Raw genomic sequence first — 21,789 nt, 5'->3', positions numbered from 1 at the left:
GTTGGAACACGCATCAGAGGAGTGACATGTTACGCAGCACGTGCGTCGCATATCTTGGGGTTGTGGTCCTGTTGATGCTCGGGTGCAGTCGCTCAGCGGCAGCAAGCGTCGAGATTTCGCGCGGCGCCGCCATGCCGGCGCATGCGCATCCTTCGGTGTTCGGGGACGGATGGGAGTGCGATCGGGGTTATGTGCGGCAAGGTGATGCCTGTGTCGAGATCCAGGTGCCCGCTCACGCCTATCTGGATACGTACGGCAGCAGTTGGAGATGCGAACGTGGGTACCGACAGCAAGGCAATGAGTGCGTGCCCATCCAGCTGCCGGCGCACGGATACTTCACCGATTTGCCCTACGGTCGCGGTTGGGATTGTGAGCCTGGCTATCGAGCCGTGGACGACACCTGTGTAGAAGTGAAGCTTCCACAGAATGCCCGTCTGAGTCTCCGCTCCGACGACCCCGGTTGGGAATGCATCCCCGGATATGAGCGTCGCGGCGAGGGTTGCGTAGCGATCCAACCGCCTGCGAATGCACACCGCACCTATCGTCTGTATGGGCGCGGGTGGGAATGTGATCCCGGCTATCGAGAGGTCGGTGGTGAGTGTCGCCGTGTTCAAGTGCCTGCGAACGCCTACGAAACCTATGAGCCATTCGGCCCTGGGTGGGAATGCAAGCGCGGCTATCGAGCGCAGGGCGACGCATGCGTTGCAGTGGTGGTCCCGCAGAACGCATTCCTGGACTCATCCGGCCGGCGCTGGCAATGCGAGCGCGGCTTCCGAAGAGAAGGGGATGGGTGCGAGAGGATCGAGCTGCCGGAGAACGCCCACCTCGCATATTCGGGAAACGAGTGGCGATGCGATCGTGGCTATCAACGCCAGGGCAATACCTGCATCGCTGCAGACCCCCGGCCTCGCGTTCGGGCGGCCACGGAATCGCTTGCTGCGGCTGATCGGTAGTATCGCGAAAGCGCGAGGATCAGCACGCCTGCCGTGACGGCGGTCGCGCTGATCAAATAGGGGACCGTCGACCATCCAGCGGCCGATGCCAATGCTCCCACGGCAGTGCGACGGGCATCTTGCCGAATGGTCATCGGACCTGATGGGCGATCTTGGAACCGGCGCATCGCTCAGTGTCAGCGAGCTCGCAGTGGGTGCGCATGCCATCTCAGCGTCCGTCAGCGACAGCAACGGACGGCAAGCGACGCAGACCGTCACGATTACAGTCACCGAGCCTACGACGGACGCGGATCTCGGCACGGAGGGGCAACAATGAGCGCCATGTCCAAAATGTTTTGGCAGTCGGTCGCAATTGCGCTGTCCGCGGTCGTTGCGCTGATCACCCTTGCAGCCCCCGCAGAGGCCGCGCGCGAGACCACGTACTACCACACTGACGGACTCGGCTCGGTTGTCGCAGCATCCAACCCGTCCGGCGAGCTGCTCTGGCGCAAGGAGTACGCGCCATTCGGCGATCAGATCGATCAGACTCCGGATACCGAAAAACTCGGCTACACGGGCAAGCCTCACGATACGGTGCTGGGGCTTACCAACCTCGGCGCGCGTTACTACGACCCACACCTGGGTCGCTTCATGTCACCCGATCCCGTTGGGTCCGTCGAATCGAACCCGGTGAGCTTCAACCGCTACGCATACGTCAACAACAACCCCTACAAGTACGTCGACCCGGATGGGGAGCTCCTGAACTTCGCGGCGAAGTTCGTGCTCGATGTCGGCGTCAACATCGCAATCAACTACGTCACCACGGGTGAGATGAATGTTGGCGGCGCGCTGAAGGAGTCGGCCGAAGCCGACGCATGCGTCCCCGTCGGTTCCCGCGGAACGCCTTGCTGGATTCTTCCGGCAACGCGTGCATCGCGGTTTCCGGAGAGGAGCGTCGTTTCTCGCATGTGGTCGCCCGGCAGGAGATGAATGTGGGCCATTGATGCGCATGAGCAACCCACATTACAATGTTGGCCCTGCCTTGTCATAGTTGGAGCCGAGCATGCCCCCCGCCACCCGTGCCCAGGCGAAAACCGCCACGAACGTCAGCATCCGCCGGGAGTTGCTGGAAGCTGCACGCGCCTCGAAGATCAACCTGTCTGCCACCCTCGAACAGGCTTTGATCGAGAAGTTGCAGGAGGCGCAGCAGCAACAATGGCGAGACGACAACCTTGAAGCGATCGCCGCCTATAACCAACATGTGGAGAAACATGGAGTCTTTTCTGACGACAGCCGGAGCTTCTGATGGCTCAGTTCCGGGTGTACAAGAACAAGAATCCGCGAAGTAGGGCGACGTATCCGCTGCTGTTGGATGTTCAGGCAGAGCTTCTCGATGGGCTCCAGACGCGAGTTGTCATTCCGCTGACGAAGGCGACTACCCTGCTGAAACGGCCTATTACTCGCCTGACGCCACCCATGGAAGTCAATGGCGAACGCTATCTGCTGATGACGCCCCAGCTCGCGGGTATTTCACGATCGGAGCTGGGGGTTGAGGTTGGCGATCTGGCCGAGCAACGAACAGTGATTGTCTCTGCGCTCGATCTGCTGATTACGGGTGCGTAGGGCGCTATCGAGCGCCGCCGACTTCTGAAACGGCGGCTGGAATCGCTTCGGAATAATGATGGAGCCCACGAGAGCTGCCGGCTCTATCTCGCAGGAATGATGTCGTTGGGATATCCGGAAGCGCCGGCTTATGAGAACGCTCATGGCAGTCGATGTTGCGGATTGGCGTTACGACGCGATGGCTGGATACGCTATTTTACATTCGGCGTTCCCGCAGAAACGTCATCCGCCACGAAAACTGTTCGCACGCAGTCTCGATGACTTCAATAAGCGGCGAAGGCGGGCGGAGCCAGAACCTGAGAGGCACTGGTGGCATCGCGGTCTATCAGATGAAAAGATTGTGACTGAGTTGCTGTAATGGCTCTTAAGGCCGCTAATCATCGTAGCGGGGAGCAACCCGGCAAACCTTACTTCTTAGCCGCGTGCCGCCGCTCCAACTCAGCCACCACGTGAGCCAACGACAGCTGCCGACTCTTCAGCAGCAGCGTCAGATGAAACAGCAAATCCGCGGCTTCGCCGACGAGCTTGTCATCTGCCTGCGTGACGGCGGCCAACGCTACCTCGACGCCTTCTTCGCCGACCTTCTGAGCCATCCGAGTCTTGCCTTCGGCCCAGAGGCGGGCGGTGTAGCTGCCTTCGGGGCGCTCGGCGACGCGCTTTTCGATGACGGTCTCCAGGCGAGAGAGGAAGGCGAGGTGAGAGGCGGTGGCGCCAATGGCATCGCCGAAGCAGCTGTCGGTGCCGTTGTGGCACGTGGGACCATCGGGACGCGCGGTGATGAGAAGCGTGTCGTTGTCACAATCGATGGCGGCATCGACCAAGTGCAGGAAGTGACCCGAGGTCTCACCTTTGGTCCAGAGTCGCTGTTTGCTGCGGCTGTAGAAGGTCACACGTTTCTCACCAAGCGTCTTGCGCAGCGACTCCCGGTTCATGTAGCCGAGCATGAGCACCTTGCCGGTGCTCGCCTCTTGAACCACGGCGGGAAGCAGGCCGTCGCCCTTGTTCCAGTCGAACGATTCGATCTGATCGAGTTTCATGGTCGGACCTCGATCGCAGACTCTCGCAGGTAACTCTTCAAATCAGGAATCGGCAACGCGCCGGTGTGGAAGACACTCGCCGCGAGCGCCCCATCGACCCTCGCCTCATTGAACACGCTCGCGAAATGTTCCTTGGCCCCAGCGCCGCCAGAGGCAATCAAGGGCACGCGACACTGCGCACGGACGGCGGCCAGTTGAGCGATGTCATAACCTTTACGAACGCCGTCACTCGCCATGCAGTTGAGCACGATCTCGCCCGCGCCGCGCTCCTGCACCTCGCGCACCCAATCGAGCGTCTTGCGAGCGGTGTTACGGGTGCGCGTGGGATCGCCGGTGAACTGATACACCTGATATTCGCCATCGACAGTTTGACTGTCGATGCCAACGACCACGCATTGCGCGCCAAAGCGAGCGCTCAACCGGCTGATCAGCTCCGGATCCGCAAGGGCAGGCGAGTTGATGGAGACTTTCTCGGCGCCTTCGCCAAGAACTTCCTCCGCGTCGGAGACGCTGCGAATACCGCCGGCCACGCAAAAAGGAATATCCAGGATGCGCGCGATCCGGCTGATCCAGCTGCGATCCACGGTGCGCCCATCGGGGCTCGCGGTGATGTCGTAGAACACCAGCTCGTCCGCACCCTCGTCGCGATAGCGCGTCGCGAGCTGCAGGATGTCGCCCACGACCACGTGATCGCGGAAGCGCACGCCCTTGACGACCTGCCCGTCTCTTACATCGAGACAGGGGATGATGCGTTTGGCAAGAATGGCCGCAACTCCTGAGAAGAAATCTTGTTTTCCAGTAGCGCCTTGCCGCTGATCACGGCAGCGACGCCGCAATCGCGCAGGGCAATCAGATCGCGCGCGGTAGCGACACCGCCCGACGCCTGCCACTGCAGCTCTGGAAACCGACGCACCGCTTCGGCATACAGCTCGAAGTTCGGACCGGTGAGAGCGCCATCTCTCGCCACATCCGTGCAGAGCACATGAGACAAGCCGACGCGCACGAAGCGCTCGACCGCCGTCCACAGCAACACACCGCTGGTTTGCTGCCAGCCGTGGGTCGTGAGCATCGGCAGGCCCGAGTCATCCAGACGAACATCGAGCGCCAGCACGACACGCGTCGGATCGACTTCCGAAAGCCACGACACAACCACCTCGGGCGAATTGATCGCGACGCTGCCGATCACAGCGCGCTCCACGCCTGCCTCCAGCAATGCCTTCACTCGATCGAGCGAGCGCAGCCCGCCGCCGACCTGCAGCTTGACGGAAGGATCGCTTGCGAACTTCATGATCACATCGCGATTCGCCTGCGTGCCGTCTTTCGCGCCGTCGAGATCGACGACGTGAACGCGCCGGGCGCCAAAGCCGCGATAGCGCGCGAGAATCTCGGCCGGATCGTTGGAATACACCGTCTCGGCGGAGAAATCGCCCTTCAACAGCCGCACGCAGCGGCCGTCTTTCAAATCGATGGCGGGAATCAGCTCCATGGATGCTCAGTGAGTCGGTTGCAGTTGCAGGAAGTTACGCAGCAGCAGCGAGCCGATGCGGGCCGAACGTTCCGGGTGGAACTGCGCGCCAAACACATTGCCGCTTTGAACCAGTGCGGAGAATTGCTCGCCGTAGGTGGCGGTGGCCAGGGTCAGCGGACCGACCGGCGCCGAATAGCTGTGCACGAAATAAACGTGATCGCCGGGCTGAATGTCCCTGAGCAGCGGCGAGGTCGCATCGAACTCGAGTTGATTCCAGCCCATGTGCGGCACGGGCAGATCGTCGCGATCGGCGAAGCGTCGCACGCGGCCGGGCAGCAGCCCCAGACACGGCACTTCGCCTTCTTCGGACGATTCGAAGAGCAGCTGCATGCCGACGCAGATGCCGAGCATCGGCTGACGCAGTTTGCGAATCGTGTCGACCAGACCGGGGATCTTCTCCAGCCGACCCATGCAGTCCGCCGCGGCGCCCACGCCGGGCAGAATCACGTGCGAGGCTGCGCGGACCTTGTTCGGGTCGGTGGTCAGCTCCGAGGCCACGCCGAGGCGGTCGATCGCATAGCGCAACGATGCGATGTTGGCGCCGCCACTGTCGATGATCACGAGTTGCATTACAGCGTGCCCTTGGTGCTCGGCAGCTCGGTGTCGGTGATCCGAAATGCCTGGCGCAATGTGCGACCGACGCCTTTGAAACAAGCTTCGATCATGTGATGGGTGTTGTCACCCTGAACCTTCAGATTGATGGCCGCGCCCAGCGTTTCGGCCAGCGAGCGGAAGAAATGCGGCACGAGCTCGGTAGGCAACTGTCCGACCTGATCGCGGCCGAACTGGCCTTCGAACACGAAGTAGGGTCGGCCCGAGAGATCGATGGCCACCTGCGCGAGCGCCTCATCCATCGGCAGCAGAAATCCATAGCGATGGATCCCGCGCTTGTCGCCGAGCGCCTGCTTCAACGCCTGCCCGAGCGCGAGCGCGCAATCCTCCACCGTGTGATGCTCATCGATGTGCAGGTCGCCCTGGCAGGAGAGCTGCAGCGAGAAGCCGCCGTGCTTGGCGATCTGCTCGAGCATGTGATCGAAAAAACCCAGGCCCGTGCTGATGTGGATCGGTGACTCGCGATCGAGATTCACTTCGACCTTGATGTCGGTTTCCTTGGTTTTTCGGACCACCGAGGCAACGCGAGTCTGCGATGTGAGGCGGGCCACGATCTCGGGCCACGTCTCGCCCGGTGTTTCTTCGGTGCGCACGCGTATGCCTTGGATGCCGAGATTGCGGGCAAGCTCCAGATCGGTCTCACGATCGCCGATGACATAGCTGTGCTCGCGATCGATGGGATGCTCGCGCAAGTAATCATCGAGCAGCCCGGTCTTGGGCTTGCGGCAGTGACAGTTGTCCGCAGGCTTGTGCGGGCAGATGAACTCTTCGGCGAAGCGAATTCCTTGCGAGGCCAGCAACTCGCGCAGGAATTCGTGCGGCTCGCGGAAGGTGGGCTCGGGGAAGCTCTCGGTGCCCAGGCCATCCTGATTGCTCACCATGACGAGCGTATAGCCTGCATCGCGCAGCCGCTGCAGACCGGCGATCACATCGGGGACCAGGCGCAACTTCTGCAAGCTGTCGATCTGCTTGTCCGCCGGCTCGACGATGATCGTGCCGTCGCGATCGATGAACAAAACGCGCTGGCCGCTCATGCCGCAACTCCCGAAGCTCGAGCCACACCGCGCACCAATCGATCGTTCTGTTCCGGTGTGCCGATGGAAATGCGCAGACTGTCGCCAAGGCCGAGCTGTGAACGAGGATCACGAATGATCAAGCCGGCAGCGAGCGCCGCGCGCAGCACCGCGTCCGCATCGTTGCAATCTACGAGAATGAAGTTGGCGTCGCTCGACCACACCTTCTTGATCAATGGCAGAGGCGCGAGGCGCTCGATGAGCCGGGCGCGCTCACACAGGATCAGGTCGATACGCTGCTTCGACTCGGCGACGTGCGCGTCGTTGGTGAACTCGAGCACCGCATCGATCGTGTGCGTCGGCAGCGCGTAAGGCGTGATGACACGCGCCAGGAGACTCACGATGTCCTCGTGTGCGATCAGAGCGCCGCAGCGAGCGCCGGCCAGCGCATACGCTTTGGAAAGTGTGCGCAGAATGACGAGATTGGGAAAGCGCTCGAGCTGCGCTGCCATGCTGGGGACGCCAGCGAATTCGATATAAGCCTCATCCACCACGACGAGCGCCTTGTCGCTCAGTTCTTTGCAAAGCCGTTCAACAGATGCGCGATCGAGCAGATTGCCCGTGGGGTTGTTGGGCGTGCAGACGAACACGAGCTTGACGGTCTCGCGCCAGGCGGCGAGCACCGACTCGGTGTCCAGCGCAAAGCCGCGCTCTTTGATGAGGGGCACTTCGATAACGCCTGCGCCTTGAATGCGAGCCGACACTTTGTACATGCCAAAGGTAGGCGGGCAGATCAGCACGTCATCGACGCCCGCGCGACAGAAGGCGCGCACCAGCAGATCGATGCCTTCGTCACTGCCGCGTCCAGCGATCACATTCTTCGCCGCGACCCCATACAACTTCGCCAGATGCTCGATGAGCGCATCGGGCTGCGGTTCCGGATAACGATTGAGCCCGGCGCCCGAGCGATCTCCATCCGCGCGCCAGGGCATTTCGTTGGCGTGCATGCGCTCGAGCGTCGGCTCCCACGCCGCGTGCTGATAAGGTTGCAGCGACAGGATGTCGGGCCGGGCCAGTTTGAGAATGGGGTTCATGAGGGATTCGAGAGTTGGCGCAGGCGCACTTGCACTGCATTGGCGTGCGCATCGAGGCCTTCGAGGCCCGCGATGGTGACGGCGGTCGGACCGAGATCGCGCAGACCCTCGGCCGTGAGCTCCTGCACCGTCATCCGTTTCTGGAAGTCGACCAGCGACAGGCCACTGTAGGCCCGGGCGAAGCCGTAGGTGGGCAGCACATGGTTGGTGCCGCTGCAGTAATCGCCCATGGTTTCGGGCGTCCAGGCGCCGAGGAACACGGAGCCGGCATTACGGATGCTTGGCAGCCAATCGCGCGCATTGCCTACTTGCACGATCAGATGCTCCGGCGCATAGGCGTTGCTCAGCTCGAAGGCGCAGGGCAACGAGTCGACCAGAAACAATCGGGCGTGATCGATGGACTCTCGCAACGTGCTTTCGCGTCCGAGCCTTCGCATCTGCGCTTCGAGCTGCTCGATAGCGGCCTCGGCGAGCGCACGGGAAGTTGTGACAAGAATCGCTTGCGCATCGGCGCTGTGCTCGGCTTGCGCCAGAAGGTCAGCGGCGACGAATTCGGCGTTCGCACGCTCATCGGCGATCACCAGCACTTCAGAGGGACCGGCCGGCAGATCGAGGGCCGCGCCTTCTGGATCATTCGCAGCAAGAATCTTCGCAGCCGTAACCCAAGCACTGCCGGGACCGAATACTTTATCGACCTTCGGAACGCTCTGCGTGCCATAGGCCATCGCGGCGATCGCTTGTGCGCCACCGGCCTTGAACACGCGATCGACGCCGCACAGCTTCGCGACTACGAGCACCGCAGGATCGGCGGTGCCGTCTTTGCGCGGTGGCGTGCACATGATTCGAGTGGGACAGCCGGCGATGCTTGCGGGCACGGCAGACATGATGGCCGCGGAGGGCAGGGGAGCGACGCCCGCGGGAACATACAAGCCGACGGCATCAATTGCGCGGAAGTGGCGCTCGCAGACCACGCCGGGCGATGTTTCTACTCGCAGCGTGCTGCCGAGCTGCGCTTCATGGAAGCGTCTTACGTTGGCGATGGCGCGCTCGAGCGCCGCGCGCTGCTCGGTGCTCAATGCGGTTTCAGCGGCGGCGAATTCAGCGGCGCTCACTTCCAGGGAAGGGAGCTTCACACCGTCGAAGCGCTCGGTGAGCTCGAGCACCGCCTGATCGCCGCGACTGCGGACATCCTTGATGATCTCGCTGACGCGTCGATGCAAGCCCTCGGCATCCGCCTGCGCCGGCCGCCGCAAAGCAGCCTGCCGTTGATCCGCGGAGAGAGCCGACCAATCAAGCAACGCGAGAGTCACAATCGACCTCTTTCGATGATCCGGCGGGTCTGCGGCCCGCCAAGAGAATTTGCTGAGAAGAACGTCACGCCAGCATCTTCTCGACGGGCAACACCAGGATGGCGCTCGCGCCGGCGGATTGCAGGCTCTCGAGCGTCTCCCAGAAGACGTTCTCACGACACACCGCATGCACCGCGACTTTATCGCCAGTGCCATCGAGCGGCACGATGGTGGGCGACTCGCTGCCCGGCAGGAGCTTGCGAATGTCAGCAAGCTTGGAGCGCGGCGCGTGCAGCATGATGTATTTGCTTTCCTTCACCTGCTGCACGCCGTCGATGCGCAGCCGGATGCGGCGGATCCAGTCCTGCTTCTCCGCCGACACCGGCACCGGCGTGGAGATGATCGCCGCCTGGCTTTCCAGGATGGTCTCGGCCTCCCACAAATGGTTCGCGAGCAGCGTCGAGCCGGTCGACACGAGATCACAAATGAAGTCAGCGCGACCGAGCCGGGGCGCGATCTCCACTGCGCCAGACAAAGTCACGATCTCCGCCTGCACATCGCGCTGACGAAGATAGCGCGCGAGGATGTTTGGATACGTGGTTGCGATGCGCTTGCCGTGCAGCGAGCGGGCGTCCTTGTATTCGACGCCATCGGGCACGGCGATCGACAGGCGACACCTGCCGTAGTCGAGCATCATCAATTGCTCGAACAGCGGCTGCACGCCCTTGGCCTGGAAGGCGAGGCGCTTCTCTTCGATCACATTCAGGCCGACGATGCCCAGATCGCAAACATCCTGCTGCACCAGATCCGGAATGTCGTCATCGCGCACGAACAGCAGGTCGAGCGGCATGTTCTCGCCGTAGCACATCAGCTGGTCCTTGCCGCGGCTGTACTTCAGACCGCAGCGGACCATCAGGTCCAGCGAGTTTTCGGTGAGGCGCCCGGACTTCTGCAGGGCTACTTTGAGGCGGGTAGCTTTGTCGATCATGGTCGGGCGCGCCCTGTATCAGGTGAACGGGAATCGGAAGAGCCTTTCATTCGTTCGGCGGCCAGCGTGTAGCCGCCATTGCCATTGAGCAGATAGCGGGCCACGCGACCGATGGTGGTCACACTGACGCCGGTCTGCTTGTGTATTTCCCGATAGGGCACTCCCTGCTGCAGCAGGGCGACCACGGCCCAGCGATCCGCCAGCGCCTGCAACTCGGCCGGCGTGCACAGGTCGCGGAAGAACGCGCGGCATTCTTCCACGCTGCGTAACGTCAGGATGGCGCCGAACAGCGCCCGTTCCGCCAACGCCTCCTGGCGCGGCGTCAATGCCCGATGCTCTTTCATGGGATCCCGTGGCTGGTTCTGCTGCAGGTGTGGTGTATCAGCGTATTAGCACGTTAATACATTAGCGCAGGTTTCGGCAACCCGACCTTGGGGCAGGAGCAGCCAAGGCGAAGAAATCGCAGCGATTTTTCATGCCGCGTTCACGCTCCGCGCAAGGCTTTTCTTGACCGGATCTGGCCGCGACCCTAGACTTTGGCATGCTCATCGAGACCGGCTGAGGGTCAGGCCCTTTGAAGCCGGGGCAACCGTCGAGATTAACCACCTCGAAAAGGTGCCAACTCCTGCGGGAAAAGCCGCGTGCCATGTGCACGCCCGGCTGACACACCCGACAGATGAGTTGCTGTGAAGCTGCCCAAGGCTCGGCCTTGAGCGGTCGGTCACGGCGACCTGCCTCTACGGACCTCCGTGGGGTTTCTGCGATGCGCGAAACCTGTCCAGCCCCGGCCGTCGGCCGCGGTGCTGGTGCCGATACGGAGTGTTCAATTCATGAATGCTGTGCCCGAGCCCACTCGCGTGGCTGTCCACGAGGGCGTGCTGGAGCTTGAAGAAGGCTTGTCGCTGCACTTTGGCGGCCGCCTGGAGTCCGTTCGAGTCGCATGGCGACTGGTCGGAGATCCGGACGCGCCCGTCATCGCGGCGCTCGGCGGTATTTCTGCCGGGCGCAGCGTGGTCGATGCGGGCGATGAGAAAGGCTGGTGGAGTGACATCGTCGGTCCCGGCCGAGCGCTCGACACGACGGGTTACCGCGTACTCGGCATCGACTTCCTGGGCGGCAGCGGCGGCACCACCGGCCCGCGTGCCGGACAGAGTGATTTCCCGTCGATCGCCTCCCAGGATCAGGCCGAGATTCTCCGACGCGTGATCGCGCACCTGAAACTTCCGCCGTTGGAAGCCATCGTCGGCGCGTCCTATGGCGGCATGGTCGCGCTCGCGTTCGCCGAGCGTTGGCCGGAGCTCGCCAAGCGCATCGTCGTCATCAGCGCGGCGCATCGGCCGCATCCCATGGCGACCGCCTGGCGCAGCGTGCAACGTGCAGTCGTTCGATTCGCAACTCAGAGCGGGCAGGGCGCGGAAGGCTTGCGTCTCGCGCGTGCGCTCGCGATGGCGACCTATCGCAGCCCCGCTGAATTCGAGCAGCGTTTCGCAGGCCGCGCGACGCGGGTCGACGGGCGCTTTCAGTTCCCGGTCGAGTCTTATCTGCTCTCGCGGGGCGATGCTTATGCCGCGGCTTACATCCCCGAAGCGTTCGTGTGCCTGTCGGAGTCCATCGATCTGCATCAGGTCGATCCGGCCAGGATCCGTGTGCCGACCTGGCTCGTCGCGGTAGCGGAGGATCAGCTGGTGCCGCTGTCAGATATGCGCGCCCTCAAGCGCTCGCTCGGTGGCCCGGCGCACCTGGCCGAGCTCACCTCGCTCTACGGCCACGATGCGTTCCTGAAAGAGACACAAGCCTTGCGCGAAGTGTTCACTCGCGCGCTATCGCCTGCTGGAGATGTCAAATGACCTGGCGCCCTTCGGCAGCGACTCGCGCAGTCCGTGCCGCGCTCGATTCGGATCCCCAGCACGGCGCGGTGGTGCCTCCGCTGCATCTCACATCGACGTTCTCTTTCAAGTGCTTTGGCGAGAAGCGCGCCTACGATTACACGCGCTCCGGCAATCCGACGCGCGATGCCTTGGGCGAGGCGATCGCTTCGCTCGAGGGCGGGGCAGGCGCAGTAGTCACCGCCTCCGGCATGGCGGCGGTTCACCTGGCATGTCAGCTGCTGTCGCATGATGATCTGCTGATTGCTCCGCATGATTGTTACGGCGGCAGCTATCGATTGTTCAGCAACCTTGCGCGCCGCGGTCAGTTGCGCGTGGAGTTCATCGATCAGACCGATGAAGCCGCGGTGTCCGCAGCGCTTGCGCGCAAGCCGAAGCTCGTGTGGGTGGAGACACCGAGCAATCCGTTGCTTCGCGTGGTGGACATTCAGAAGCTCGCCGACAAGGCGCATGCCGTGGGCGCCTGGCTGCTCGCAGACAACACGTTCTTATCGCCTGTGTGGCAGCAGCCGCTGTCGCTCGGCGCGGACTTCGTCCTGCATTCGACCACCAAATATCTCAACGGCCACAGCGATGTGGTGGGCGGAGCGATCGTGTCCGCAACGCGCGAACTGCACGAGCGCATCGTGTGGTGGGCGAACTGCATCGGCGTCACCGGCGCACCCTTTGATAGCTTCATGACATTGCGAGGCATCCGCACCCTGCATGCTCGCCTGCGCGTGCACGGCGATAATGCGCTTCAGATCGCGCAGGTTCTGAACGATCACCCCGCGGTGAAGAAGGTGTACTACCCGGGCCTGCCATCGCATCCTCAGCACGAGCTGGCGAAGCGACAGCAATCGGGTTTCGGCGCGATGGTGAGCTTTGAACTGCGTGGCGGGATTCCGAACGTCTGTGCGTTCCTGGAAGGACTGCGAACATTCTCCCTGGCGGAATCGTTGGGCGGCGTCGAAAGTCTGGTCGCACATCCGGCCTCGATGACACACGCCGCGATGGATGCCGAAGCGCAGCGCGCCGCCGGTATCGGTGAGACGCTGCTGCGACTGTCGATCGGCATCGAAGCGATCGAGGATCTGCTGGAAGATGTGCGTGCCGGTTTGGATCGCGCGCTCGCCGTGAAATAAACATCCGACCTCGGTACTCTTGGCCCTTTCTGTCGGAAGGGCCAACGACCGCATGAGAACCAGAGTCACCGAGCTGCTCGGCACGCGTTATCCGATCATTCAGGGCGGCATGCAGTGGGTCGGCACGGCCGAGCTTGCCTCCGCGGTCTCCAACGCCGGCGCGCTGGGCATTCTCACGGCGCTCACACAGCCCACGCCCGAGGATCTGCGCAAGGAGATCGAGCGCTGCCGGACCATGACCGATCAGCCGTTCGGCGTGAATCTCACGATTCTGCCGGCGATCACGCCACCGCCGTACGCCGAGTATCTGCAGGCGATCATCGAGAGTGGCGTGAAGATTCTCGAAACCGCCGGCAACAACCCCAGGGATTTCATCGGCAGGGTGAAGGAGCGCGGCATCAAGGTCGTCCACAAATGCACCTCGGTGCGGCATGCGCTTTCTGCAGAGCGCGCCGGCGTGGACGCCGTGAGCATCGATGGTTTCGAATGCGCAGGTCACCCGGGCGAGGATGACATTCCGAATCTGATATTGATTCCTGCAGCAGTCCGCGCGCTCAAGATCCCAGTGATCGCCTCTGGCGGCATCGGTGACGGTCGCGGCATGGCCGCCGCGTTCGCACTCGGCGCCCACGGCATCAACATGGGCACGCGCTTCATGACCACCAAGGAAGCGCCCATTCACGACAACATCAAACAAGCGCTCATCAATGCCGGCGAACGCGATACGAATCTGATCTTCCGGACCATGCACAACACGGCGCGCGTGTTCAAGAACGCCATCTCCGACGAAGTGGTGTCGATGGAGCGCAAGGGCGCGAAGTTCGAAGAGGTGCGGCCACTCGTCGCAGGCGCCCGCGGCAGGCAGGCGCTCAAGGAAGGAAACGTCGATGGCGGCATCGTCAGCGCCGGCATGGTCATCGGCCTGATCGAGGATGTGCCCAGCTGCGCCGAGCTCATCGAGCGCATGGTCGCCGACTGCCGGGCGCACCTGCGGGCGGCGGTCGAACTGGTGGGCTGAAGCACCCGTCCCCCGGATCGACCTTGATTAGGCAAAATCGGCAGCACCCCGGACGGTCCCTGGTCCACCGCCGTTCGCCAGTCCAGCGGTCCCTTGGAATGGGTCTACCTAGCACCTGCCGCAGCGCAGTGAATGCCCGCAGATGCGCGGCCGGCCTGGGGCGAAGATGTACAAGAATTACGCTCAAGCCCGGCGTGGGTGGCGACAGGAGGGCCGGGCGAAAAGCTGCAGACAAAAACAGGCCGGCGCAAGGCCGGCCTGGGATGTGGCAACTTAAGACTTGCTGTCGTGGCGGCGCCGGTTTGAGCCGACGCCGACCTTGGGGACTAACCCGACACGAGTCCCGTTTCCACCAAAGACACCTCGACCGTAGCGGTCGAGACATGGAGATTTGCCCGAAGGCGGAAGCGCCGGAAGAGATCGAATCCGACGCTTGGGACAGATCATAACCGGTTCGGCCGGATTGTGGTCAAGATTATTCTGCGGTCGGATAAATTCTTTATCGAACCAATAAAATCAGAGACTTACCGAATCAGCCCAGGATCTTGGCCAGGACCGCATCGCCCGCTTCGGCGGTGCTTGCAGGCTTGCCGCTGGCGGCGATATCGGCCGTCCGAACCCCCTCGGCGATGGCCTGCTGGACCGCCTTTTCGACCGTCTGCGCCTCTTCGTTCAGTTCGAGCGAGTGCCTCAACAGCATCGCGACACTCAGGATGGTGCCGTAGGGATTGGCGATGCCTTTGCCGGCAATGTCAGGCGCCGAGCCGTGGATCGGCTCATATAAACCGAGCTTGGTCGCGCCAAGGGAAGCGGAGGGCAGCAGCCCGAGCGAGCCTGCGAGCATGGAAGCTTCGTCAGTGAGAATGTCACCAAACATATTTTCGGTGAGGATCACATCGAAGCTTGCGGGCTTGCGGATCAGCAGCATGGCGGCCGAGTCGACCAGCTGATGTTCGAGCTTCACGTCGGGAAATTCTTCGCTCAGCACCTTCTCCACCGTGCTGCGCCACAGACGCGATGTTTCCAACACGTTCGCTTTGTCCACCGACGTGATGGATTTTCGGCGGGCGCGGGCGAGGTTGCCCGCTACACGCGTCACGCGGGCGATCTCTTCCACGGTGTAAGTGCACAGATCGCTCGCCGAATCTTCGGTGCGTTTCTTCTCACCGAAGTAGATGCCGCCGGTCAGCTCGCGCACCACCACGATGTCGGTGCCCTGGAGCACTTCGGGTTTCAACGGAGAAGCATCGAGCAGTTCAGCATGCAGCGACACCGGACGCAGGTTCGCGAACAAACCGAGCGCTTTGCGTAGCGCCAGCAGCCCTTGCTCGGGGCGAACCTTGGCATTCGGATCGGACCATTTCGGACCGCCGACCGCGCCGAGCAGCACCGCGTCGGCCGTGCCGCACGCAGAGGTGGTTTGAGCGGGCAGAGCGCTCTGCGTCTCGTCGATCGCCGCGCCGCCGATCAGGTGCGATTCAAACTTGAATTCGTGTCCGAAACGGCTGGCAACGGCTTCCAGCACGCGCACGCCCTGTTGGGTGACTTCGGGACCGATGCCGTCGCCGCCCAGAACCACGATGCTTGCTTTCATGAGGATTATAAGTAATGGATGATCAGAACATGCGAGCCGCTTCGTAACGCTCGATGGCCGGCGCTTGTTGCAGCAGGAAGCCGAGCTCATCGACGCCGTTCAACAGACACACGCGTGCGAAGCCTTCGATCGGAAACTTGGCCGTGGCGCCGGTAGGCAACGTCAGCGTGGTCGTTTCCAGGTCGATGTTCACCCGAGCGCCGGGATTGTCCAGCAGCCAGTGGTGCGTCTGCTCATCGACGACGATGGGCAGCAGGCCGTTCTTCAACGAGTTGTTGCGGAAGATGTCTGCGATCTCGGTGCTGATGACGGCGCGAAAGCCGAAGTCGAGCAGGGCCCAGGGCGCATGCTCGCGCGATGAGCCGCAGCCGAAGTTGCGGCCGGCCACCAGCACGGTGGCCCCTGTGACTTCCGGCTTGTTCAAAATGAAATCGCTCTTCACCGCGCCGTTGGCGTCGTAGCGCCAGTCGGCGAACGCCTGCTTGCCCAGACCTTCACGCGTGGTGGTCGTGAGAAAACGGGCGGGAATGATCTGGTCGGTGTCGATGTTCGTCACCGGAATGACGACGGTGCGAGACTCGATCGTGCGGATGGGTTGCATGGTCGGGCACTCAATGAGGAAGGAAGGCGCGGGGATCGGCGATCTTGCCAGCGATCGCGGCGGCTGCGGCGGTCGCAGGGCTTGCGAGCAACGTGCGAGCACCCGCGCCCTGGCGGCCTTCGAAATTGCGATTGCTGGTGCTCACCGCATACTGGCCACGGCCCGCGGTGTCGCCATTCATGCCGATGCACATGGAACATCCGGACTCGCGCCACTCGGCGCCCGCTTCGGTGAAGATCTTATCGAGACCAAGCCGCTCGGCCTCGCGCTTGACCTGTTGCGAGCCCGGCACGACGAGCATGCGGACGCCGCCTGCCACCTTGTGGCCCTTGAGCACGCCAGCGGCGAGCTCGAGATCCGACAGACGACCGTTGGTGCAGCTGCCAATGAACACCACCTGGATGGGCTTGCCGACCATCGCCTCGCCACCCTGCAGGCCCATGTAGTTGAGCGCTTTGGCGTGCACCGGATCGTTGGCGATGTCCGGCACGGTGCCGGTGATCGGCACGACCATGCCGGGATGCGTGCCGTAGCTGATCATGGGCTCGAGCTTGTCGGCGTCGATGGTGACGACGCGATCGAACTTCGCGCCCGGATCGGTCTTCAACTCGCGCCAACGCGCGACGGCTTCGTCCCATGCTTTGCCCTGTGGAGCGAAGCGACGGCCTCTGAGGTACGCGAAGGTAGTTTCGTCCGGTGCGATCATGCCGGCGCGCGCACCGGCCTCGATGGACATGTTGCACACAGTCATGCGCTCTTCCATCGAGAGCGCTTCGATCGCGGAGCCGCGATATTCGATCACGTAGCCGGTGCCGCCGGACACGCCGATCTCACCGATGATGGCGAGAATCAAATCCTTCGCCGTGACGCCAGGACGCAGCTTGCCAGTGACTTCGATAGCAAGCGTTTTAGGCCGACGCTGGAGCAAACATTGGGTCGCGAGCACGTGACCGACTTCGGTGGTGCCGATGCCGAAGGCGAGGGCGCCGAACGCGCCGTGCGTTGCGGTGTGGCTGTCGCCGCAGACGATGGTCTTGCCCGGCTGCGTCGCACCAAGCTCAGGCCCGATCACGTGCACGATGCCGCGATATTCGCTGCCCAGGCCCATGAGCTCGATGCCGAACTCCTTGCAGTTCTTCTCGAACTCTTTCACCTGTCGGGCGGCGGACTCGACCTTGATCGGCACGCGACCGAAGACTTCATCGGGATCGGTCGGCGTCGAGTGATCCATGGTCGCGAGCACCCGCTCGGGGCGCCGGACTTTGAGGTTCTGCGAACGCAGAACGGAGAAGGCCTGCGGAGAAGTGACTTCGTGAACCAGATGCAGATCGATATAAAGCACCGCCGGCGTGTCGGCGCTTTCCGGCACGACCTGGTGCTGTTCCCAGACTTTTTCGAACAGGGTCTTGGCGGACATGGAGCTAGACCAGTGGCTGGCGAGGCTCCAAAGGATGCCAGGGCGGTCGATTTGCCGGGTTGACGATTGCCGAAGGGGGCATCGTCGGAAGAGATGGAGCGCCGCCCTTGCAGCGGCGCCCCCGTTCGATCACAAGCCGGGCGCTCAGCCCGTCGCAACCTGCTTCGCGCCGCCGTCCTCGCAGGGCTCGAGCCAGCCCCACTTGTCCGCGGTCTTGCCCGTGAACAATCCGAAGAACGCCGTCTGAATGGCCTCAGTAATCGGCCCGCGCTTGCCGGCGCCGATGGTGACCTTGTCCACCGAGCGCACCGGCGTGACTTCCGCTGCGGTGCCGGTCATGAACATTTCATCGGCGAGGTACAGGAATTCCCGCGGAATCGCCTGCTCACGCACCTCGAAGCCGTGAGCACGGGCGAGGGTGATGACCGTGTCGCGTGTGATGCCCTGGAGAATCGAATTCGCCAGGCCCGGCGTATAGATCACGCCGTCGCGAATCACGAACAGATTCTCGCCGGCGCCCTCGCTGACCGAACCGTCTACCCCCAGGCCAATGCCTTCGGCAAAGCCGAGCCGCTTGGCTTCCATGCTGATGAGCTGGCTCGACAGATAATTGCCCGCGGCCTTGCCCATCGCAGGGATGGTGTTGGGTGCGAGGCGTTGCCACGAAGACACCATCACATCGATGCCGTTCTCCAGGCCCTCGGCGCCCAGGTACGCGCCCCATTCGAACGCGGCGATCACCGTTTCGATGGGCGGAGAAATCTTCGGCGCAACGCCGATCTCGCCATAGCCACGGAACGCGAAGGGCCGCAGATAGGCGCCCTTGGTGAGGCCGTTGACATTGATGATCTCCTTGCACGCGGCGCTGATTTCATCCGGCGTGTAAGGAATCTCCATGTGATAGATCTTGGCGGAGTCGAACAGACGCCGGGTGTGATCCTTCAAACGAAAAATGATCGGGCCATGCGGCGTCGGATAGGCGCGCTCGCCTTCGAATACCGTGGAGCCATAGTGCAGCGCGTGGGCCAGTACGTGCACTTGGGCTTTGTCCCAGGGCACGAGCTTGCCGTTGTACCAGATATGTTTCGCGGCATTGATGGGCATGTGAGGCTCCTGTTCGATGATTCCGCCGCCGCCCGATCGGCCCCGGAAGATCGTCCCGGGGCCGACTCGCGTGGCTCGAAGAAAGATTACGCGCGCTCTTCCTGCAACCAGGGCATGCGCTCGCGCAGCTTCAGGCCGACCTTTTCGATCTTGTGCTTCAGATCCGCGTTCATCAGCTTGTTGTACTTCTTGCGGCCGCTCTTGTTCTCCGCAATCCACTGACGGGCGAACTTGCCGTCCTGGATCTCCTTGAGCACCTTCTTCATTTCCTTCTTGGTGTTCTTGTTCACGATGCGCGGGCCGCGGGTGAGATCGCCGTACTTGGCGGTCTCGCTGATGAACTGATGCATCTTGGTCATGCCGCCTTCGTGCAGCAGATCGACGATCAGCTTCAGCTCGTGCAAGCACTCGTAGTAGGCGACTTCAGGCTGATAGCCGGCTTCCACCAGCGTCTCGAAGCCTTTCACGACCAGCTCGGTCGCGCCACCGCACAACACCGCCTGCTCGCCGAACAGGTCGGTCTCGGTCTCCTCGGCGAAGGTCGTGGTCAGCACGCCGCCCCGAGTGCCGCCGATGCCATCGGCGTAGGCGAGGGCGATCTCCTTGGCTTTCTTGCCGCCCTGGAACACGGCCAGCAGCGACGGCACGCCGCGACCCTGCTGATACTGACGACGCACCAGGTCGCCCGGGCCCTTCGGCGCGATCAGCACCACGTCCAGGTCCTTGCGCGGCTTGATCTGTTTGAAGTGGATGTTGAAGCCGTGCGCGAACAGGATGGTCGCGCCCTGTTTGATGTTGCCGATGACTTCAGCGTACAGATCTTTCTGCGTCAGATCGGGGGTGAGAAAGGCGATCAGATCGGCGTTCTTCACCGCCTCGGTGGGCTCGGCGACTTCCAAGCCGTCCTTCTTCGCCTTGGCGAAGCTGGCGCCGGACTTGCGCACGCCGACCACGACGTCATAGCCGCTGTCCTTCAGGTTCAGCGCATGGGCGCGGCCCTGGCTGCCATAGCCGAGGATGGCAATGCGGGCGTTGGCCAACGCCTTCTTGTTGACGTCCTTCTGCGAGTAGATCTGCGGCATTTCGCTCTCTCCGAATTTAAGCTTGATGAGCTTGTGTACAAAACGAGTGTGACAAAAACGAACGAACCCCGCCTCGGGCTGGCCGGTGCGGGGTTCGTATGGCGAATCTCTATCCTGTGGTGATCAGACGCCGGTCCCGCACCCAGCCCGCCGCAGCAGGCCGGAGACGACTACACGCTCTACTACAATGATCGCGGCGATCATCGTGTGGCCGAGGGATTCGGCGGAAGCGAGCGTGGCTGCAGGCATGACCTGGTTTCTAACAACGGGGCTTAACAAACGGTGCGTGCGTCGGATTGTGTGCAATAAAGCCCGCGAATGGCACCATAGGGCTGCGCTGCTTGTCAAGCTGCGCTACTCTTATGAGCGCTGCGTCACGATCGTGACACGTGAACCATCGAGCCCACACGATCCACCAGGGGCTCACTTGCGGCCATGACTGTCTCCAACGCCAATCACTCGTCGATCCCGTTACAGCTGCTGCACGAAGATGAGTTCGAGCAGTGGCGGGCCGCTCAAGACGAGCCGGTGCGCAACTGGGCCGCAACGCACGGCTTCAAGGCCGAACGAAACAAAACGCTGCTGCTGCCAGGGCCGCAGGGCCGACCGGAGCGCGTGATCGTCGGTGCAGGCAAGCACAATCCGCGCGAGGAGATGAGCTTCTGGCTCGGCGCGGCGCTCGCCGATCGGCTGCCCGATGGTCAGTACCATCTCGCTCATGCATTGCCCGCCAATGCCGCGACTCGATTCGCCGCAGGGTGGGGCTACGGACAATATCGCTTCGAACGCTACCGGCGCGGCGGTCCACAGCGCTCGGTGCAGTTGCAACTGCCGGAAGGCGCCGATGCCTCGGAGGTGGAAAGATTGCGTTCGGCCAGCACGCTTGCGCGCGATCTGGTCAACACGCCCGCCAACGACATGTCGCCCGAGGCGCTGGCGCAAGCGGCCGTCGAAGTCGCGCGTCGTTACGGCGCAAGGCACCGCGTCGTCATCGGTGACGATCTGTTGAAGGAGCGCCTGCCTGCCATTCACGCGGTGGGCCGCGCCGCCGCGGTGGCGCCAAGACTCGTTGATATCGAATGGGGCGATTCATCCCATCCGAAAGTGACATTGGTGGGCAAGGGCGTGTGCTTCGACACCGGCGGGCTGGACATCAAGCCCGGCGCCTCCATGCTGCTCATGAAAAAAGACATGGGTGGCGCCGCCGTGGCGCTGGCGTTGGCGCAGACCGTCATGGACGCGAAGCTGCCGGTGCGTTTGCGTGTGTTGCTGCCGATGGTCGAGAACTCGATCGCGGGCAACGCGTTTCGTCCTGGCGACGTGCTCGGCACGCGTAAAGGGCTCACGGTGGAGGTGGGCAACACCGACGCTGAAGGCCGACTGATTCTTTGCGATGCGCTGGCGCTCGCCGACGAAGAACAACCGGACCTGCTCATCGATACCGCAACGCTCACCGGCGCCGCACGCGTGGCCCTGGGGCCGGAGCTGCCGGCGCTGTACAGCACCGATGATGATGTCGCCGACGAAGTGCTGCGCGCTGGCGGGGCCGAGGCCGATCCGATGTGGCGCATGCCCTTATGGACCGGGTACGACGATGAGCTGTCGAGCAAAATCGCCGACATGAACAATGTATCGGCTTCAGGCTTCTCCGGCTCCATCATCGCCGCCTTGTTCTTACGGCGCTTCGTGAGCCACGCCCGCGCCTGGCTGCACCTGGATCTGTACGCCTGGAATGGCAAAGAGCGTCCGGGTCGCCCGGTCGGTGCGGAACCGCAGACGGTTCGTGCGTTATATGCGTTCCTCAAGCAGCGATATGTGCGTTGATTGATGGTCGCAAGCTCACCTCC

The 21,789-nt window shown here is 62.8% G+C and carries 21 protein-coding genes and 1 riboswitch; of the genes, 7 read left to right on the top strand and 14 right to left on the bottom strand.

The annotated features are described in order from the left end of the window. The first annotated feature begins 1,265 nt into the window (after positions 1 to 1,265). The 3 genes from JM946_RS13180 (at position 1,266) to JM946_RS13170 (ending at position 2,555) form a co-directional block, all read left to right on the top strand. A complete protein-coding gene (locus JM946_RS13180; RefSeq protein ID WP_218042790.1) occupies positions 1,266 to 1,922 on the top strand; it encodes an RHS repeat domain-containing protein in 657 nt (218 codons plus the stop codon). Between the two features lie 73 nt (positions 1,923 to 1,995). Then, complete coding sequence (locus JM946_RS13175) at positions 1,996 to 2,238, top strand: type II toxin-antitoxin system CcdA family antitoxin (RefSeq protein ID WP_203167737.1); 243 nt, start codon at positions 1,996 to 1,998, stop codon at positions 2,236 to 2,238. Further along, a complete protein-coding gene (locus JM946_RS13170) occupies positions 2,238 to 2,555 on the top strand; it encodes a CcdB family protein (protein WP_203167736.1) in 318 nt (105 codons plus the stop codon). Before JM946_RS13175 ends, JM946_RS13170 begins: the two co-directional genes overlap by 1 nt. A gap of 407 nt (positions 2,556 to 2,962) precedes the next feature. Here the strand turns inward: JM946_RS13170 and hisIE are convergent, their stop codons facing one another. The 9 genes from hisIE to JM946_RS13125 form a co-directional block, all read right to left on the bottom strand. Then, positions 2,963 to 3,592 (bottom strand): bifunctional phosphoribosyl-AMP cyclohydrolase/phosphoribosyl-ATP diphosphatase HisIE, encoded by a 630-nt coding sequence (gene hisIE, locus JM946_RS13165; protein ID WP_203167735.1) that lies wholly within the window; start codon positions 3,590 to 3,592, stop codon positions 2,963 to 2,965. After that, on the bottom strand, positions 3,589 to 4,356 hold the full coding sequence (gene hisF / locus JM946_RS13160; RefSeq protein ID WP_203167911.1) for an imidazole glycerol phosphate synthase subunit HisF: 768 nt from the start codon (positions 4,354 to 4,356) through the stop codon (positions 3,589 to 3,591). The genes hisIE and hisF overlap by 4 nt, the downstream gene beginning before the upstream one ends. Then, on the bottom strand, positions 4,320 to 5,078 hold the full coding sequence (gene hisA / locus JM946_RS13155; protein ID WP_203167734.1) for a 1-(5-phosphoribosyl)-5-[(5-phosphoribosylamino)methylideneamino]imidazole-4-carboxamide isomerase: 759 nt from the start codon (positions 5,076 to 5,078) through the stop codon (positions 4,320 to 4,322). The genes hisF and hisA overlap by 37 nt, the downstream gene beginning before the upstream one ends. A 6-nt stretch (positions 5,079 to 5,084) precedes the next feature. Next, positions 5,085 to 5,690, bottom strand: a complete 606-nt coding sequence (hisH, locus tag JM946_RS13150) for an imidazole glycerol phosphate synthase subunit HisH (RefSeq protein ID WP_203167733.1) — start codon at positions 5,688 to 5,690, stop codon at positions 5,085 to 5,087. Further along, positions 5,690 to 6,766 (bottom strand): bifunctional histidinol-phosphatase/imidazoleglycerol-phosphate dehydratase HisB, encoded by a 1,077-nt coding sequence (gene hisB / locus JM946_RS13145; RefSeq protein ID WP_203167732.1) that lies wholly within the window; start codon positions 6,764 to 6,766, stop codon positions 5,690 to 5,692. Before hisB ends, hisH begins: the two co-directional genes overlap by 1 nt. Then, entirely contained in the window at positions 6,763 to 7,839 is a 1,077-nt protein-coding gene (hisC, locus tag JM946_RS13140; RefSeq protein ID WP_203167731.1) for a histidinol-phosphate transaminase, read from the bottom strand. The genes hisB and hisC overlap by 4 nt, the downstream gene beginning before the upstream one ends. Further along, complete coding sequence (gene hisD / locus JM946_RS13135; protein ID WP_407700545.1) at positions 7,836 to 9,137, bottom strand: histidinol dehydrogenase; 1,302 nt, start codon at positions 9,135 to 9,137, stop codon at positions 7,836 to 7,838. Before hisD ends, hisC begins: the two co-directional genes overlap by 4 nt. Positions 9,138 to 9,213: 76 nt before the next feature. After that, positions 9,214 to 10,113: an ATP phosphoribosyltransferase gene (hisG, locus tag JM946_RS13130; protein WP_407700544.1), complete on the bottom strand. Its 900-nt coding sequence runs from the start codon at positions 10,111 to 10,113 to the stop codon at positions 9,214 to 9,216. Next, complete coding sequence (locus tag JM946_RS13125; protein WP_203167728.1) at positions 10,113 to 10,460, bottom strand: YerC/YecD family TrpR-related protein; 348 nt, start codon at positions 10,458 to 10,460, stop codon at positions 10,113 to 10,115. The genes hisG and JM946_RS13125 overlap by 1 nt, the downstream gene beginning before the upstream one ends. Before the next feature lie 198 nt (positions 10,461 to 10,658). After that, positions 10,659 to 10,799: riboswitch (SAM riboswitch) on the top strand. A 147-nt stretch (positions 10,800 to 10,946) separates the two neighbouring features. On the opposite strand from JM946_RS13125, the gene metX reads away from it, so the two are divergent. From metX to JM946_RS13110, 3 genes are read left to right on the top strand one after another with little or no spacing between them, the layout of a single operon-like run. Continuing rightward, a complete protein-coding gene (gene metX / locus JM946_RS13120) occupies positions 10,947 to 11,963 on the top strand; it encodes a homoserine O-succinyltransferase MetX (RefSeq protein WP_203167727.1) in 1,017 nt (338 codons plus the stop codon). Beyond that, a complete protein-coding gene (gene metB / locus JM946_RS13115; RefSeq protein WP_203167726.1) occupies positions 11,960 to 13,126 on the top strand; it encodes a cystathionine gamma-synthase in 1,167 nt (388 codons plus the stop codon). Before metX ends, metB begins: the two co-directional genes overlap by 4 nt. 52 nt (positions 13,127 to 13,178) lie before the next feature. Continuing rightward, a complete protein-coding gene (locus JM946_RS13110; RefSeq protein WP_203167725.1) occupies positions 13,179 to 14,144 on the top strand; it encodes an NAD(P)H-dependent flavin oxidoreductase in 966 nt (321 codons plus the stop codon). Positions 14,145 to 14,676: 532 nt separating this feature from the next. Here JM946_RS13110 and leuB read toward each other — a convergent pair. The 5 genes from leuB to ilvC form a co-directional block, all read right to left on the bottom strand. Next, positions 14,677 to 15,738 carry a 3-isopropylmalate dehydrogenase gene (gene leuB, locus JM946_RS13105; RefSeq protein WP_203167724.1) on the bottom strand — a complete coding sequence of 354 codons (1,062 nt, stop codon included), beginning with the start codon at positions 15,736 to 15,738 and terminating at the stop codon, positions 14,677 to 14,679. Positions 15,739 to 15,760: 22 nt separating this feature from the next. Then, on the bottom strand, positions 15,761 to 16,339 hold the full coding sequence (leuD, locus tag JM946_RS13100; RefSeq protein ID WP_203167723.1) for a 3-isopropylmalate dehydratase small subunit: 579 nt from the start codon (positions 16,337 to 16,339) through the stop codon (positions 15,761 to 15,763). Between the two features lie 10 nt (positions 16,340 to 16,349). Further along, a complete protein-coding gene (leuC, locus tag JM946_RS13095) occupies positions 16,350 to 17,756 on the bottom strand; it encodes a 3-isopropylmalate dehydratase large subunit (RefSeq protein ID WP_203167722.1) in 1,407 nt (468 codons plus the stop codon). A 144-nt stretch (positions 17,757 to 17,900) separates the two neighbouring features. Then, a complete protein-coding gene (locus tag JM946_RS13090; RefSeq protein WP_203167721.1) occupies positions 17,901 to 18,860 on the bottom strand; it encodes a branched-chain amino acid transaminase in 960 nt (319 codons plus the stop codon). Between the two features lie 86 nt (positions 18,861 to 18,946). Continuing rightward, positions 18,947 to 19,942: a ketol-acid reductoisomerase gene (ilvC, locus tag JM946_RS13085; RefSeq protein ID WP_203167720.1), complete on the bottom strand. Its 996-nt coding sequence runs from the start codon at positions 19,940 to 19,942 to the stop codon at positions 18,947 to 18,949. Between the two features lie 435 nt (positions 19,943 to 20,377). On the opposite strand from ilvC, the gene JM946_RS13080 reads away from it, so the two are divergent. Next, positions 20,378 to 21,766, top strand: a complete 1,389-nt coding sequence (locus JM946_RS13080) for a leucyl aminopeptidase family protein (protein ID WP_203167719.1) — start codon at positions 20,378 to 20,380, stop codon at positions 21,764 to 21,766. Positions 21,767 to 21,789 lie beyond the last annotated feature (23 nt).

The organism is Steroidobacter gossypii, assembly GCF_016801985.1.
In the GTDB taxonomy this organism is placed as follows: Bacteria; Pseudomonadota; Gammaproteobacteria; order Steroidobacterales; family Steroidobacteraceae; genus Steroidobacter; species Steroidobacter gossypii.
Note: the sequence above shows the minus strand (reverse complement) of the source record. Positions and strands in the feature narration are given on the sequence as shown.

Coding starts and splice junctions, on each gene's coding strand:
- metB (WP_203167726.1), top strand. CDS start 11,960: ATGACCTGGCGCCCTTCGGCAGCGACTCGCGCAGTCCGTGCCGCGCTC.
- JM946_RS13170 (WP_203167736.1), top strand. CDS start 2,238: ATGGCTCAGTTCCGGGTGTACAAGAACAAGAATCCGCGAAGTAGGGCG.
- hisH (WP_203167733.1), bottom strand. CDS start 5,690: ATGCAACTCGTGATCATCGACAGTGGCGGCGCCAACATCGCATCGTTG.
- JM946_RS13175 (WP_203167737.1), top strand. CDS start 1,996: ATGCCCCCCGCCACCCGTGCCCAGGCGAAAACCGCCACGAACGTCAGC.
- ilvC (WP_203167720.1), bottom strand. CDS start 19,942: ATGCCGCAGATCTACTCGCAGAAGGACGTCAACAAGAAGGCGTTGGCC.
- JM946_RS13080 (WP_203167719.1), top strand. CDS start 20,378: ATGACTGTCTCCAACGCCAATCACTCGTCGATCCCGTTACAGCTGCTG.
- hisC (WP_203167731.1), bottom strand. CDS start 7,839: ATGAACCCCATTCTCAAACTGGCCCGGCCCGACATCCTGTCGCTGCAA.
- leuD (WP_203167723.1), bottom strand. CDS start 16,339: ATGCAACCCATCCGCACGATCGAGTCTCGCACCGTCGTCATTCCGGTG.
- hisIE (WP_203167735.1), bottom strand. CDS start 3,592: ATGAAACTCGATCAGATCGAATCGTTCGACTGGAACAAGGGCGACGGC.
- JM946_RS13110 (WP_203167725.1), top strand. CDS start 13,179: ATGAGAACCAGAGTCACCGAGCTGCTCGGCACGCGTTATCCGATCATT.
- JM946_RS13090 (WP_203167721.1), bottom strand. CDS start 18,860: ATGCCCATCAATGCCGCGAAACATATCTGGTACAACGGCAAGCTCGTG.
- JM946_RS13180 (WP_218042790.1), top strand. CDS start 1,266: ATGAGCGCCATGTCCAAAATGTTTTGGCAGTCGGTCGCAATTGCGCTG.
- JM946_RS13125 (WP_203167728.1), bottom strand. CDS start 10,460: ATGAAAGAGCATCGGGCATTGACGCCGCGCCAGGAGGCGTTGGCGGAA.
- leuB (WP_203167724.1), bottom strand. CDS start 15,738: ATGAAAGCAAGCATCGTGGTTCTGGGCGGCGACGGCATCGGTCCCGAA.
- leuC (WP_203167722.1), bottom strand. CDS start 17,756: ATGTCCGCCAAGACCCTGTTCGAAAAAGTCTGGGAACAGCACCAGGTC.
- hisB (WP_203167732.1), bottom strand. CDS start 6,766: ATGAGCGGCCAGCGCGTTTTGTTCATCGATCGCGACGGCACGATCATC.
- metX (WP_203167727.1), top strand. CDS start 10,947: ATGAATGCTGTGCCCGAGCCCACTCGCGTGGCTGTCCACGAGGGCGTG.
- hisA (WP_203167734.1), bottom strand. CDS start 5,078: ATGGAGCTGATTCCCGCCATCGATTTGAAAGACGGCCGCTGCGTGCGG.